Here is a 13,782-nt window from a genome sequence, read left to right on the forward strand (position 1 = left end):
TAACTGAGATCTAGACATGAAATCTCAGCAGATATACGGACAGTAATTATGAAATTCAGGTAAAATCCGTGCAGTTGGATCTGCTCTCCCCTGTCGCTGATATCAGTTTCAGCAAATAATGGAACTGTATGCACCTGCTCCAAACCCTTATGCCGTCTGTCATTCTCCAATCTAAAATCTCAAATATCAAATCTAAAATGGTATGACTTAGGACTGGGAAAAGGGTAGGATAGCTAACGCCGTCCCATCCTAGTCTATCTCATGCAAGCTGCCATTATAACTACTTCGCTTCAGGGCGAAAATCAAACTTTAAGCATTCAAAAACCTGCTGCGGGCTTGTCGCTGCGAGGCAGGATTCGAGTTCCGGGCGATAAGTCGATTTCTCACCGAGCTTTGATGTTGGGTGCGATCGCCCACGGTGAAACTACAATTGAGGGACTGCTGCTAGGAGAAGACCCCCGCAGCACTGCTAAATGTTTCTCGCTCCTGGGAGCCTCCGTTTCTGAACTCAACGCGGAACTGGTGACAGTCAAGGGTGTCGGAATTGGCGAGTTACAGGAGCCTGTGGAAGTCTTGGACGCGGGTAATTCCGGCACGACGATGCGGTTGATGTTGGGAATTTTAGCGTCTCATCCGGGGCTTTTTTATGCGGTAACGGGTGATAGTTCTTTGCGATCGCGCCCCATGTCGCGCGTCATTAAACCGCTACAACAAATGGGAGCACAAATTTGGGGTAGAAAGGGCAATTCTTTAGCTCCCTTAGCGATACTCGGACAGCAGTTAAAAGGGATTCATTACCATTCGCCGATCGCCTCAGCTCAAGTTAAATCCTGCATTTTACTGGCCGGTTTGATGGCTGAGGGAGAAACTACAGTCACAGAACCCGCGCTCTCACGGGATCACAGCGAGCGGATGTTGCGGGCGTTTGGAGCCAAATTAACCGTCGATCCAGAAACTTGTAGCGTGACAGTCACTGGCGGATCACAACTGCAAGGACAGAAGGTAATTGTACCGGGAGATATTAGTTCGGCGGCCTTTTGGCTAGTGGCTGGGGCGATCGTCCCAGGTTCCGAGCTCGTAGTCGAAAATGTCGGAGTCAACCCAACTCGTACAGGTATTTTGGAAGCTTTGGAGATGATGGGGGCTGACATTGAACTGCAAAATCAGCGAGAGGCGGCTGGCGAACCGGTAGCGGATATCTTGGTTCGCTATTCCAGTGAGTTGCGGGGATGCACCATTGCTGGCGACTTAATTCCCCGACTAATTGACGAAATCCCGATTTTGGCAGTAGCGGCAGCTTTTGCGTCGGGTACTACAATAATTCGAGATGCGGCAGAGTTGCGAGTCAAAGAGAGCGATCGGCTAGCCGTGACTGCGGCGGAACTCAACCGTATGGGAGCCAAAATTACCGAGTTACCCGACGGTTTAGAAATTACCGGGGGAACTCCGTTAACTGGCGCGGATGTTGACAGCTATACTGATCACAGAATAGCGATGAGTTTGGCGATCGCAGCCCTGAACGCCACAGGTATTACTAACATTCATCGGGCCGAAGCCGCTGCCATTTCCTACCCCGATTTTACCGCCACTTTGCAACAAATTTGCCAGTCAAATTGAGAGCGGGAGAGTGAGGGAGAGGGGAAGATTTGGCAAATATTGCCGAGAGCATCTCATCTTTTAAAAAAATGCAAAACTGAGATGCTCCCAATATTCCCTCTTCCTTCTGTCAACTGATAACTGTCAACTGTCAACTGTCAACTGTCAACTGACCAATTAAGAATCTTTGCCTACAACTTGTTCTTTTAAAGAATCAACTTCCGTTAATAACTCTTGGCGAGTAGAAGCCTTGAGGAGATAGCGGTAAACAAACCAACCCGTATATCCCATACCAATCAACTCAAAAACGGGAGCTACCAAAGGGACATCATTAAGAGCCGCTAAAACTCCCAGCATTACCTTAATACTAACACCGCCTGCCAGGATTAAACCAACAGTTACCAGGGGCTTTTGGTATTCAGCAAAAAAACTGGAGGCATAGGCTGGAAGTTCCGACAAAATTGTGAGAACTTGGTCTTTAATATCTTGGAACTGGCCCGTCGGTGTTTCTGTAGTTGTCACTGTAGTCATGACCCCCGCTTCATCGGGCACTAGGTCTACTGTGACCACTTCAGTCATCGTTTGTGTGTCGTCAGAAAAGTTAGCTTGTGTCATTTGATACTTCCTCCGGTGTCAAGTAAAATTGCAGGCTTTGAGTTGCTGCCAGTGTAATTATCCGGCATTTAGCACAGCATTCTGGCAGCCGGGACTAATTGATGAGATTAAGCCAGACTTTCACAAATTGCAAGCAAAACAAACATATCAATTGATTTTAAACAATTACCCTCGCTGCAAAATCGCTCTTTTGACTCATTTTTTTAATTCACTGAGGTCGATTTGATTGGGAGAAGTACGCCCTTGTTCAAAATCGGTGATATTTTTGATCGTGGTTTCGGCGATATTTTGCAAAGCCTCCTGAGTGAAAAAAGCTTGATGTCCGGTAATCAGGACGTTGGGGAAAGTCAGCAAGCGCTGAAATACGTCGTCTTGAATAACGTGATTTGACAAATCCTCAAAAAACAGATCCGTCTCTTGTTCATAAACATCTAAGCCTAGGTAGCCAATTTTACCAGACTTCAGTCCTTTGGTAACAGCTTTAGTGTCAATCAACTGACCGCGGCTGGTATTGATCAACATCATCCCCGGTTTCATTTGCCCGATCGCCCCTGCATTGATCAAATGGTAAGTTTCCGGTAGCAGCGGACAGTGGAGGCTGACAATATCAGAGTTGGCGAATAGTTCTGGGAGTGCGACGTATTCCATCCCCAGGGCTAGGGAATCTGGGTTTTGGTAAACATCGTATCCCAGCAGGCGACACCCGAATCCGTGCAGAATTTGGGCAGTAATTGCGCCAATTCTCCCTGTTCCGACAATTCCCACCGTTTTCCCGTGGAGGTCAAAACCCAACAAGCCATCTAGGGCAAAATTGCCTTCGCGGACGCGGTTGTAGGCGCGGTGGATTTTGCGGTTGAGGGACAAAATCATCGCGACTGCGTGTTCGGCGACGGCGTAGGGAGAATAAGCGGGAACTCGCAGCAGAGTTAAGTCTAAATCGCGGGCTACTGCTAAATCGACGTGATTGAATCCGGCCGATCGCAAAGCCAGCAAGCGCACACCATTTTGGGCGATCGCCCGCAGCGTTTTTGCGTCCAAAGTGTCGTTAACGAACGCGCAGACCGCCGGAAATCCCGCAGTTAACACGCTCGTTTCCAGGTTCAGGCGCGGTTCAAAAAACACCAACTCGTGTTGGCCAGCGTTGGCTGCTTCTAAAAAAGTGCGATCGTAGGATTTCGTGCTGAATACAGCTACCTTCATGATTTTTGCCTGCAAATTCAGTAATAGTTAGCAATTCTTTCCAGATTAACTCTCTTTCCCCACCAAAACTCCCTAACCCCAAAAAACAATTTCCCGGAAAAATTCGGGTTTTCCCAACGAAAGCCTCTATAAAACAATACGGTTCACTTAAGATTGTCATTGCGAGGAACGTTAGCGAAGCGATCCGAAGGAAAGCAATCGCAGTATTTATTTTTCATAATTTTTTACCGCCTGGATAGTCTTAAGTAAACCGTATTGCTCTATAAAAAAAGCTAATTTTTGGCATTACGAATGAAATTTTAATAACTTAAGCAATTGCTCGTTACTTTCGCTCTGCCTGGTAATGCAGATTCGGAGGCTCAGCCTCCTTTGATCTCGCAACTTACAGTCTGATGTTGTAGCACTCTACAAACAAATCACCGATTACCAATCTGGCGGCAAATTATAACTTTCAAGAGTTGATGTATCTTTCATCAACTCTTCAGTTTTTCTGTCAATTTTAATCTCACCATCCGCCAAAATTAACGCCCTTTGGGTTGTTTTTCCGATCCAATTCAAATCGTGGGATGCGATTAAAATTACCTCGACCGGCAATTGCGACAAAACTTTAGCCAAACGCCTGCGCCACGAGGGGTCTAGTCCGTTCGTCGGCTCGTCTAAGATTAAAATTGCAGGGTTTAATGCTAAAATTGCTGCCAAGGCTGCTAACCTTCTTTGACCGCCAGAAAGTTCGTGGGCCGAACGGTTGGCAAATTCGACTAAACCGAATTCGTCTAATAAATCTAAAGCCCGATCGCGCGCTTCCCCAAGCGACACTCCATAATTGCGCGGCCCGAACGTCACATCCTCTAAAATTGTCGGCATAAATAGCTGGTCGTTAGCATCTTGAAAACAAAATCCTATTTGCTTCCGCGCTTGCGATAAAGTCGCCTGTTCCAGCTTTGTTCCCTGCACTCTAATCTCGCCGGATTGAGGCATTTTTAAGCCGATTAAATTTTCGAGTAAGGTGCTTTTCCCAGCCCCTGTTAAACCCATTAAGCCGACTCTTTCTCCGGGTTGCAAATTAAAGGATATTCCCCGCAATACTGGTTTTTGCTGGGGATAGCTAAATACTAGGTTTTGCACTTCGATTGTTGGCGGTGATTTGAGGTTAGTCAATTTTTATTTGCCTCGATTTTAGGATTAAGAGTTTTTAACCGCAGAGGGCGCAGAGAACGCAGAGAGGGGAGGGGATAAGGAAAAAGATAGAGGGATGAATTAATCAATTTCCTATGCCCTATTCCCAATTACTGTAAGAAGCTATTGTTAATCCTGTTGCGGTTAAAATCGCGATTGTCAGCCACAGTCGCTGTTTTGGTGTTGATTGTGATTCGGTGGGCAAACTTCCTTGATAGCCGCGAATCATCATGGCTGCGTGTACTCTTTCTGCGCGATCGAGACTTCGCAAATAAAGCGCTCCGATCATGGAAGCACTGGCGTAGCGCAACCATCCTGCTGTACCGGATAAGCCTCGGAGTTGCGCGGATCTTTTCATGCGGTTGACTTCGGACAGCAAGATTTCTAAGTATTGTCCCGCTAAAAGAACGATCTCTTGCAAACCTGCTGGTAGGGGTAATCCTTTGAGGGCGATTCCGAAACTGTGGGGCGGCAAAGTTAGCAGAAAACTGTTCATAATTAGCAGGCAAATTAGGGAACGCAGCAACAGAAAACTGGCACGTTCCCAACCTTGCGGCAATACTAACAATGACAGAAAAATTAATTCTGCTCCCAACAGTTGTACTAGGGTTCGCAGCGGTGCTCTGAGCGAAAATGACCACACAAGTGCGATCGCCCCATAGATCCCCAGCCACAGCCAAGCGCCAGTCTTCATAAAACCAATGCCGATTACAATTATCAGAGATAACCGCAATCGAAAAGGTATCGAGAGTTTAAGCATCTTTCGGTTTTACCAATTGAGCAATACCAAAGGCTGCACCGAAGCAGAGGGCAGATCCCACAACTCCAGCAATGCTAGTAGCGATCGGCTGTTCTTCTAATCCTTTAACTGTGTAACCTGCTAAAGGAGTAGGATTTTCGATCGCCACAGCTTCTTTATCTTTAAAACCGTATTTTTCGGCTACAGCCTCTAACCCATCGGGCCAACTTGAAGCGAACAGCGAAAGCAAGCCGGAAATCAATAAAACCCCTACTACTGGCGCTACCCATTTCTGCAATTGTGGCTGTTCTCCTGGTAATAAATCCGGCCGAACTTTGACGAGATAAGTTAAAACTCCGCCTGTAATTATCCCTTCGCCAATGCCAATTAAAATATGTACGCCTACCATTGCGGGTAATGCGATATTCAGCGGTACTGTACCAGAAATTGCCAGTTCGATCGCCACACAAATAGAAGCAGCAACGACGCTGAGGGCGGCGGCAATACCCGCAGCTATCGGCAAGCGATTTCTGGAACCTCCCAAGAGTTGCTGCAACGGCTGCAACAGCCACCAGCCAACCCAAATGCCAACGAGCCCCATGTTAAAAATATTCGCACCCAAGGCGGTGATGCCCCCGTCGGCAAACAAGACGCTTTGAATGATAAAAACGGTGCTCATCGCCAAAGTTGCCGCCCAAGGGCTCCCCAAAACCACGGATGCCAGCGCCCCTCCCAACAAGTGTCCGCTGGTACCGCCGGCTACGGGAAAGTTGATCATCTGGGCTGCAAATATGAAAGCTGTAGTTAAGCCCATGATTGGGGCTTGCCGCGATCCCAGACTGGTGCGGGTTCGACTTAGGGCAACTGCAATTACTGCTGCACTTGCTATGCCGGTGGCAATGGCTACGGGCGGTGACAGAAAACCATCAGGTATGTGCATCGATCTATCCCAAACAAGAGAACTCCCAGCCCTTTAGCCAACTATTTTTTACAAAACTTTACAATGCCCTCTGGGGGGATTTGCGATCGCCCGTGGGGGGATTTGCGATCGCCTATGGGGGCAATTCGTGGCGGGCGATCGCTTATGTGACAAGGATTCCGGCTGTGAAGTCAGAATCTTCACTCCTTGGCGATCGGAGATTAAATAATTGTTAAAAATTAATCGAATTTTGTGCCTACAGCCCGCACTTTCCAGCTTTTTGATAAAAAATATCAATAATTTTGTAAATTTCAACTGCGGAATCTCACGCTATGACAAAAATCTTAAAAAATTATAAAATTCTCAACAAAGGTCAATATTTAGTTTTATCCTAATCTTTTTGAGAATTAGTAGTATTAGTCGCTTAAAAATAAAAGTAGCAAAATTGGCTGTAAGTTAGTAAAGGCAAGAGTTTTTAGTGTTGTCAAAACTAAAAATCTAGATATTATTGCTGTAAATCTGTCGGAAGCAGTGTTTTTGCGGATGTCGCGTGAAAGTGCGATTTCCTACGGGATAGCTACGCTTCACGGCTTTTTTCACACGGGTGTATTCTCAAGAACATCAAAAAACTAATGCAATTATTCTCAAATAATTTCCCAAACAACCTACAGGAGGTTTGCCAGTGGTGCAACACTCAACGCCAGACTCAACTACCGATTTAGTTCCATCTGAATTTCCCAGACAGTTAGATATTGCTCAAGTTTCTGTCTACGGACTTAGCTTTTTATCCGCTGGTTTATTCCTGTTTTTACCTTATAGTTAACCTATTGCATCCGAGCTCTTGGCAGCGGTGGATGGGAGCAATTCACGGCAGGGGTGCAATGTCAGCATTAATCGTGATGGTTTATACGGGACATCTCGCATTTCCCTTGCTACGAGGTGCCGGTAAAATCTTGCCACAAATGCGTACTTTAGCCTTGATTAACTCTTTTGAGTTTTTTTGCCATACGGGCAACTGGGCTGATATGCGTTACCCCTTTAGATATTGAAAAAAACCACTAAGAGCCTAAATTCCACTCAATCAAAAAATATGATATCCTAAACATTGCGCTTTATTGCAATCTACATCAAAACCGACAAATGAAAGAACTTGACGATAAAAAAACCCAAGAACTGCTAGTCACCATCATGGAATGGGAACTAGCAGGGGTTGTACGCTACACCCACTATTCACTCATGGTGACAGGCCCCAACCGCATCCCCATCGTGCAGTTTTTTAAAGCACAAGCAACTGAATCCTTGCTCCACGCGCAACAAGCCGGAGAAATTCTGACAGGTTTAGAAGGGCATCCCAGCCAGAAAATCGCTCCGATTGAAGAAACCTACAAACACTCGGTAAAAGACCTTTTGGAAGAAAGTTTAAATCACGAGAAAAAAGCGCTCAAAAAATATAAGTCTTTACTTGAAGTAGTGACAGACTCCAGCGTTTATCTGGAAGAATACGCCCGTACCCTAATCGGTCAAGAAGAATTGCACCAAGTAGAACTGAAGAAAATGCTGCGCGATTTTAGTTAAGCAAGGCAATAGTCCGCAGTCCTTAGTCCTTAGTCCTTAGTTATTAGTCCTTAGTTACTCCACAACCGTCTGAAGAGAACCTCCTTCTTTTTTTCCCTTCCTTCGCGACAAGAGCGCTCACGCGCGGCTTCGCCTAAAGCGTCTTGGCGGTTCAATAATCTTAAATTATGTCCGTGGCAAAACAAAAAATACTAAGGACTAAAGACTAAGGACAAATTAGCAATTATTTAAAAATGAATTTTAGTGAAGCCGTACCGACTTTTGTAATTACCCTCCGCGAAGGCGTTGAAGCTGCCTTAGTCGTGGGAATTGTCCTAGCTTGCCTCAAAAAAGCCGAGCAAAGTCACCTTAATTCTTGGGTTTATGCAGGTGTCGGAGCGGGAATTGCTGCCAGCGCTTTCGTTGGAGTATTGTTTAATGGATTGCTAGCAGCCCTATCAACATCTAATCAGCCTTACGCACCAGTAATTAAACAGCTATTAGAGGGTGTGTTGGGAATTGTGGCGATCGCCATGCTAAGCTGGATGCTAATTTGGATGACTCAGCAAGCGCGCTTTCTCAAAGCTGAAGTTGAAGGGGCGGTTACAGTAGCTTTGACAGAAAATACCAATGCTGGTTGGGGTGTATTTGGCTTAATTTTCATTGCGGTACTGCGCGAAGGTTTTGAAACAGTTTTGTTTGTCAGCGCTCAATTTCAACAGGGTTTGAGTCCGGCTTTAGGCGCTTTGGGCGGTTTGACTGGGGCGACAATCATTGGGGCGCTGCTGTTCAAGTGGGGAGTCAAGATTGATATCCGCCTGTTTTTCAAGTTTATGGGGATTTTGTTGCTGTTAATTGTCGCGGGTTTGGCGGTATCTGCACTCAAGCATTTTGACCAAGCTGCTGCTATTTTGTCGCAGATGGATAGCAAGTATGCAGCGATTTGTGTTTTTTACGATCGCACCGCAGCACTTCACTCTTGTATTTTAGGCCCGATGGTGTGGAATGCAGCAGGAGTTTTGTCCGATCGGCAATTTCCCGGAGTCATTCTCAAAGCACTATTTGGATACAGAGACCTCATCTATCTTTTGCAAGCTGTTGGTTATACAATATTCTTAGTAGCGATCGGCAGTCTTTACTTCCAAAAATTAGACTCTAAGCCGACGGTTCCGAGCAAAAATACTCCGTCTCCGCAAGAGCCAACTAGCTAGTTATCGGTAGTTACGCGGTTTTTATCCGTTGTTTAACTAATGATGAGGGCGATTAAAAAGATAGCCCCACTTCCAAAAAATCGGCTTAATTTTTCCAGGTTGGGGGATTGACTACTAGACTTTTTTATGATACCATCTGATAATGGGAATGTAATTTATTTTTGTCATAATAAGTCACACTCCCACTATTAAATTATACATTCAATAGACCTCAAAAGCAAGCCCTAGGCCTAGAATTTTTTTTTTCCACTAAACTTAACAAATTTTAAGAAATAAAAGTTAAAGATTAACATGAGTCTTCAAGAAGCGGACTAATGTTAGGGCAAGTCTGTGAAGTAAGAGCACCCAGAAGAAAGCTAAGGCTGGCGATCGGCAAAAATCTGGTTCCAGCAAAATTTATGGCGAACAGTTTTATGATAAGTGCCCCCTAGGGCTTATAATTACTACAAGAATATTTACAGAAAGCGGAAGTTCTTAATGAACCTAATAATCTTTAATGAAGCTTAAGATTAAAAAAATGTTGGTTAAAGTTACCTGGAACCCCCAGAAGGCTGTAGCCTCTGCCATCTGGTTAGCGGTGAGATAAATAATGATGCCCCGTATACTTGTTATTGATGATGACGCGGCGATCGCCGAAATCGTAGCCGTTAACCTAGAAATGGCTGGCTACGAAGTCACCCAGGCAGAAGACGGCATCAAAGGTCAGGCACTAGCAATACAAATGCTACCCGACCTGATCATGCTAGACCTGATGCTGCCTAGAGTAGACGGATTCACAGTATGTCAGCGGTTGCGGCGCGACGATCGCACATCCGACATACCCGTATTGATGTTGACAGCCTTAAGTCAAACCCAAGATAAAGTAGAAGGATTCAACTCCGGTGCCGACGATTACCTGACCAAACCCTTTGAACTAGAAGAGATGCTGGCGCGAGTGCGAGCCTTGCTTCGGCGCACAGACCGCATCCCCCAAGCAGCCAAACACTCCGAAATCCTAAATTACGGCCCACTGACCCTTGTCCCCGAAAGATTTGAAGCTGTTTGGTACGTTCGCACCGTCAAACTGACTCACCTAGAGTTCGAGTTGCTACACTGCTTACTCCAGCGCCACGGTCAGACAGTCTCTCCCAGCGAAATTCTCAAAGAAGTGTGGGGTTACGACCCCGACGACGACATCGAAACCATTCGCGTACACATCAGACACCTGAGAACCAAGATGGAACCCGATCCCCGCCATCCTCGGTACATCAAAACTGTATACGGGGCGGGCTATTGCCTGGAGTTGCCCAACAACGAGCAAGTAGCCGAGGAAAGCAGAGCATCGGAAAGCAAATCATCTGCTTGAACTAGCGTATTCGATGCCATAAGCAGTTAAAAATCTAACTAGAAAAGCCTGAGAGCGTTTGCTCTCAGGCTTTGTTATTTCGAGTTTGAGATGAATATGCCAACAAGTAGCCATTAACTCTCTTGATTCAGAAAAAAATAATCCCGCACCCCTTCTAGCCCCACTTTACTCAAAGCTTGCCCAGAAGAAAGTACCGGATTTCTTGTGCCACCTTGTCTTTTCCGAGAGGATTAGATAGCTACTTAAACAATACTCTAGCCTTACTAAGACTATTTATCAATAAAATTTTAAATTTTAATCTAAATGCTCTTTCTTATAACGCCAAGCAAACTTCCGATTAAGCCCAAAAAGCAGTCATAGACTGAGTTTTACGATATTTTAGGCTGCTTTGTTACATATCTTAACTAAAATAAGTGAAAACTTTATCAAATAGCCCTTGACGAAACTTCTAAAATTGTTGATTATTTATATCAATAAGCTGCAAGTGCTTAAAACTCAACTGACATCCTTCACAAGAGGTAAATCGCCGTGACAAGCATGGCCAAAAAATCCTTCCCAGCCGAAGCAGAAACCTTTCCCTGGTGGGCAGGCAACGCTCGCTTAATCAACCTTTCCGGTCGTTTGCTCGGCGCCCACGTCGCCCAGGCCGGCCTCATCGTCTTCTGGGCGGGAGCTTATACCCTATTTGAGCTTTCCCGTTTCAACCCAGAATTGCCCATGTACGAACAAGGCTTAATCCTGTTGCCCAACCTAGCCCGACTAGGCTTTGGTGTCGGTGCGGGAGGCAAAATTGTCGATACTTATCCGTACTTTCAGATTGGTGTAATTCACCTAATTAGCTCAGCCTTTCTCGGCTTCGGCGGCATCTTTCATTCCCTCAAAGGGCCCGCCACCCTCGAAGAAAAAACTCCTTTCTTCGGCTACAGATGGGAAGACGCAGACAAAATGACCACCATCTTGGGCATCCACCTAGTTTTGTTAGGTGTTGGTGCTTTCTTGTTGGTGGCCAAAGCTATGTATTTCGGTGGTTTGTATGATACCACGATCGGGCAAGTGCGGGTAATTTCGGATCCCACTTTCAATCCCGCCGTGATTTTCGGCTACCTGTTCGGTGCAGGTGGCACGCACTGGCTCGCCTCTGTTGACAATCTCGAAGATGTTGTCGGCGGACATATGTGGGTAGGACTCCTCTGCATAGCCGGCGGCCTCTGGCACATTCGCACTCAACCTTTTGCTTGGGCAAAACGCCTCTTCATCTGGTCGGGAGAAGCTTACCTCTCCTACAGTCTCGGTGCCTTAGCCTTAATGGGTTTCATCGCAGCCTACTTTGTTTCAGTCAATACCATCGCTTACCCAGAGGAATTCTACGGGCCAACCTTAAAAATTGGCTTCGAGCAGTTCCCCTACTTTCACAGCGAAGGAATGCTGACCTCCCGCGTCTGGTTGGCTAACACTCACTTCTGGCTCGCCTTCTTCGTTCTGCAAGGACATTTCTGGCACGCTTTGCGATCGGCAGGATTTGATTTCCGCAAAGGCAAAGTCGTGCAAGCAATGCGCGAAGATATCCAGCCTGGAGGGAATAAAGTTGCAGCCAGTCCAGCAAATTAACCGCATCAGGAGGAAAGCAAAAATGCAAGCAATAGCAGATCAGAATTTAATTCCAGAGCCGGAAAAGTCAGAAAACGAGTACGGTTGGTGGGCAGGCAACGCCCGTTTCATCAATTTTTCAGGACGAATTTTGGGGGCTCACGTCGCTCACGCGGGCTTGATTGTATTCTGGGCCGGAGCGATGACTCTGTTTGAACTTTCAAACTTTAACCCAGAGTTGCCGATGTACAACCAAGGTTTAATCCTGCTGCCGCATTTGGCAAGTTTGGGTTTGGGAGTAGGAGCAGGCGGTCAAATTGTTGATACCTATCCCTATTTTGCGATCGGAGTTGTGCATCTAATTAGTTCCGCAGTTCTCGGTGCCGGCGGTATTTACCATTCCTTGCTCGGCCCGAAAGTATTGCCACAAAACAAAACATTCTTTGGTTCCTTCGGCTACGACTGGGAAGACAAAGACAAAATGACAACCATCATCGGCATTCACCTATTACTCTTAGGTGCAGGTGCTTGGTTGTTTGTCGCAAAAGCCTTATTTTGGGGCGGTCTTTACGATCCCCACGTTGCCGACGTGCGGATAATTAGCGAACCAACCCTCAATCCCGCCCGCATTTTCAGCTACCTTTTACCAGTGCGCGGCCCGGAAGGAATGGCAGCAGTTGACAACTTAGAAGATGTTGTCGGCGGTCACATTTATGTTGGCTTGCTCTGCATTATTGGCGGTTTCTGGCATATCTTCACCAAGCCTTTTGCGTGGGCGCAGCGAGTGCTATTTTGGTCGGGAGAAGCTTACCTTTCTTACAGTTTGGGCGCTCTGGCTTATATGGGCTTTTTGGCCGCCTACTTTGTGACTGTAAATGACACTGTTTATCCAGAGGTTTTCTACGGCCCGGTGGGTTTGAGTGGCACGGATGCAGCGGTTGTTTCTTCGCGGACTTGGCTGGCAACAAGCCACTTTGTGTTATCGATTTTGGCGCTTTCCGGCCATATTTGGCACGCGCTGCGCGTTCGCTCGAAAGCAGTGGGATTTGATTTTCGATCTGGCGAATTTGTAACTGCAACTGCTAGCAAGGTTGAAAAATTCCCTCAGATGCAAGCTCAACCTGCGGCGGCAACAGTAGTTAGTTTTTCCGATGTGACTGTAACTTTTTTGCGGAATTTGCCGATTTACCGCAAGGGATTGTCTCCCATAGTCAGGGGATTAGAAGTTAGCTTGGCTCACGGCTATTTCCTGGTAGGAGCTTTTGCAGTATTGCTGCCTTTACAAGAAAAAGGTTTAGCACCGCTGGCCGGGTTGCTGGCAACTCTGGCATTGGTGTTGATTTTGGCGATCGCCCTCTCGGTTTACGAGAACCGGAACGTTGAAGCAGGTAAAGTTTTGTACTGGCATAAAACGTCGGAAGATTGGAGTTTGTTCCGGGGCGGTTTTGTGATGGGCGGTACTAGCGGAGCTTTCCTCGCCTATTTGCTGCTAGACAACTTTGCTGGCATTGATGCAATTTTCCGGGGTGTTATCAACTGAAATAAAAACGGTTAGTAGTGCGGACTTAAGTCCGCTCCGAGCGTGCGGACTTCAGTCCGCACTACTAACGAACTAATCTCATCTCAAGTTCAATTTATTTCAAGCCAAATAACTACAACAAGGAAACAAAAAACAATGCAAACCTACGACAATCCCAAAGTTAAATATGACTGGTGGGCAGGCAATGCCCGGTTCGCCAATCTTTCGGGATATTTCATTTCCGCTCACCAAAAAACGAGAGGGAAGCCCCTGGCTTTAGACATGAGGAGGAACTCGGTAGCGGTTTCAACCGCCTTCAAT

At 46.3% G+C, this 13,782-nt stretch carries 12 protein-coding genes; 6 read left to right on the forward strand and 6 right to left on the reverse strand.

Annotation, left to right across the window (positions count from 1 at the left end; all coding sequences use genetic code 11):
- Positions 1-261 precede the first annotated feature (261 nt).
- The gene (gene aroA / locus QUB52_RS22155) at positions 262-1,617 is read left to right on the forward strand and encodes a 3-phosphoshikimate 1-carboxyvinyltransferase (RefSeq protein ID WP_265238328.1); all 1,356 of its coding nucleotides are present in this window, start codon (positions 262-264) and stop codon (positions 1,615-1,617) included.
- A gap of 156 nt (positions 1,618-1,773) precedes the next feature.
- Here aroA and QUB52_RS22160 read toward each other — a convergent pair whose 3' ends face one another.
- From QUB52_RS22160 to QUB52_RS22185, 6 genes are all read right to left on the reverse strand, one after another.
- Complete coding sequence (locus QUB52_RS22160) at positions 1,774-2,211, reverse strand: CAAD domain-containing protein (protein ID WP_265238330.1); 438 nt, start codon at positions 2,209-2,211, stop codon at positions 1,774-1,776.
- Positions 2,212-2,406: 195 nt separating this feature from the next.
- Positions 2,407-3,411: a 2-hydroxyacid dehydrogenase gene (locus QUB52_RS22165; RefSeq protein ID WP_265238332.1), complete on the reverse strand. Its 1,005-nt coding sequence runs from the start codon at positions 3,409-3,411 to the stop codon at positions 2,407-2,409.
- A gap of 423 nt (positions 3,412-3,834) precedes the next feature.
- Positions 3,835-4,569 carry an energy-coupling factor ABC transporter ATP-binding protein gene (locus QUB52_RS22170; protein WP_332974803.1) on the reverse strand — a complete coding sequence of 245 codons (735 nt, stop codon included), beginning with the start codon at positions 4,567-4,569 and terminating at the stop codon, positions 3,835-3,837.
- A gap of 118 nt (positions 4,570-4,687) precedes the next feature.
- Positions 4,688-5,347: an energy-coupling factor transporter transmembrane component T family protein gene (locus QUB52_RS22175; RefSeq protein WP_332974801.1), complete on the reverse strand. Its 660-nt coding sequence runs from the start codon at positions 5,345-5,347 to the stop codon at positions 4,688-4,690.
- Complete coding sequence (locus QUB52_RS22180) at positions 5,340-6,266, reverse strand: energy-coupling factor ABC transporter permease (RefSeq protein ID WP_332974800.1); 927 nt, start codon at positions 6,264-6,266, stop codon at positions 5,340-5,342. Before QUB52_RS22180 ends, QUB52_RS22175 begins: the two co-directional genes overlap by 8 nt.
- 48 nt (positions 6,267-6,314) lie before the next feature.
- Positions 6,315-6,560, reverse strand: a complete 246-nt coding sequence (locus tag QUB52_RS22185; protein WP_265238339.1) for a hypothetical protein — start codon at positions 6,558-6,560, stop codon at positions 6,315-6,317.
- A gap of 825 nt (positions 6,561-7,385) precedes the next feature.
- On the opposite strand from QUB52_RS22185, the gene QUB52_RS22190 reads away from it, so the two are divergent.
- The 5 genes from QUB52_RS22190 to QUB52_RS22210 all read left to right on the forward strand — a co-directional run bounded on the left by QUB52_RS22190 (position 7,386) and on the right by QUB52_RS22210 (position 13,482).
- Positions 7,386-7,820, forward strand: a complete 435-nt coding sequence (locus QUB52_RS22190; RefSeq protein WP_265238341.1) for a ferritin-like domain-containing protein — start codon at positions 7,386-7,388, stop codon at positions 7,818-7,820.
- Positions 7,821-8,053: 233 nt separating this feature from the next.
- Positions 8,054-9,010 carry an FTR1 family iron permease gene (locus tag QUB52_RS22195; protein ID WP_265238342.1) on the forward strand — a complete coding sequence of 319 codons (957 nt, stop codon included), beginning with the start codon at positions 8,054-8,056 and terminating at the stop codon, positions 9,008-9,010.
- 592 nt (positions 9,011-9,602) lie between these two features.
- On the forward strand, positions 9,603-10,355 hold the full coding sequence (locus QUB52_RS22200) for a response regulator transcription factor (RefSeq protein ID WP_265238405.1): 753 nt from the start codon (positions 9,603-9,605) through the stop codon (positions 10,353-10,355).
- 537 nt (positions 10,356-10,892) lie between these two features.
- The gene (locus tag QUB52_RS22205; protein ID WP_332974798.1) at positions 10,893-11,963 is read left to right on the forward strand and encodes a chlorophyll a/b binding light-harvesting protein; all 1,071 of its coding nucleotides are present in this window, start codon (positions 10,893-10,895) and stop codon (positions 11,961-11,963) included.
- Positions 11,964-11,985: 22 nt separating this feature from the next.
- Entirely contained in the window at positions 11,986-13,482 is a 1,497-nt protein-coding gene (locus QUB52_RS22210) for a chlorophyll a/b binding light-harvesting protein (RefSeq protein WP_332974795.1), read from the forward strand.
- Positions 13,483-13,782 lie beyond the last annotated feature (300 nt).

This window comes from Microcoleus sp. A6-C6 (assembly GCF_036705955.1).
Lineage (GTDB): Bacteria > Cyanobacteriota > Cyanobacteriia > Cyanobacteriales > Microcoleaceae > Microcoleus.

Coding starts and splice junctions, on each gene's coding strand:
- QUB52_RS22165 (WP_265238332.1), bottom strand. CDS start 3,411: ATGAAGGTAGCTGTATTCAGCACGAAATCCTACGATCGCACTTTTTTA.
- QUB52_RS22180 (WP_332974800.1), bottom strand. CDS start 6,266: ATGCACATACCTGATGGTTTTCTGTCACCGCCCGTAGCCATTGCCACC.
- QUB52_RS22200 (WP_265238405.1), top strand. CDS start 9,603: ATGCCCCGTATACTTGTTATTGATGATGACGCGGCGATCGCCGAAATC.
- QUB52_RS22205 (WP_332974798.1), top strand. CDS start 10,893: ATGGCCAAAAAATCCTTCCCAGCCGAAGCAGAAACCTTTCCCTGGTGG.
- aroA (WP_265238328.1), top strand. CDS start 262: ATGCAAGCTGCCATTATAACTACTTCGCTTCAGGGCGAAAATCAAACT.
- QUB52_RS22160 (WP_265238330.1), bottom strand. CDS start 2,211: ATGACACAAGCTAACTTTTCTGACGACACACAAACGATGACTGAAGTG.
- QUB52_RS22175 (WP_332974801.1), bottom strand. CDS start 5,347: ATGCTTAAACTCTCGATACCTTTTCGATTGCGGTTATCTCTGATAATT.
- QUB52_RS22210 (WP_332974795.1), top strand. CDS start 11,986: ATGCAAGCAATAGCAGATCAGAATTTAATTCCAGAGCCGGAAAAGTCA.
- QUB52_RS22190 (WP_265238341.1), top strand. CDS start 7,386: ATGAAAGAACTTGACGATAAAAAAACCCAAGAACTGCTAGTCACCATC.
- QUB52_RS22195 (WP_265238342.1), top strand. CDS start 8,054: ATGAATTTTAGTGAAGCCGTACCGACTTTTGTAATTACCCTCCGCGAA.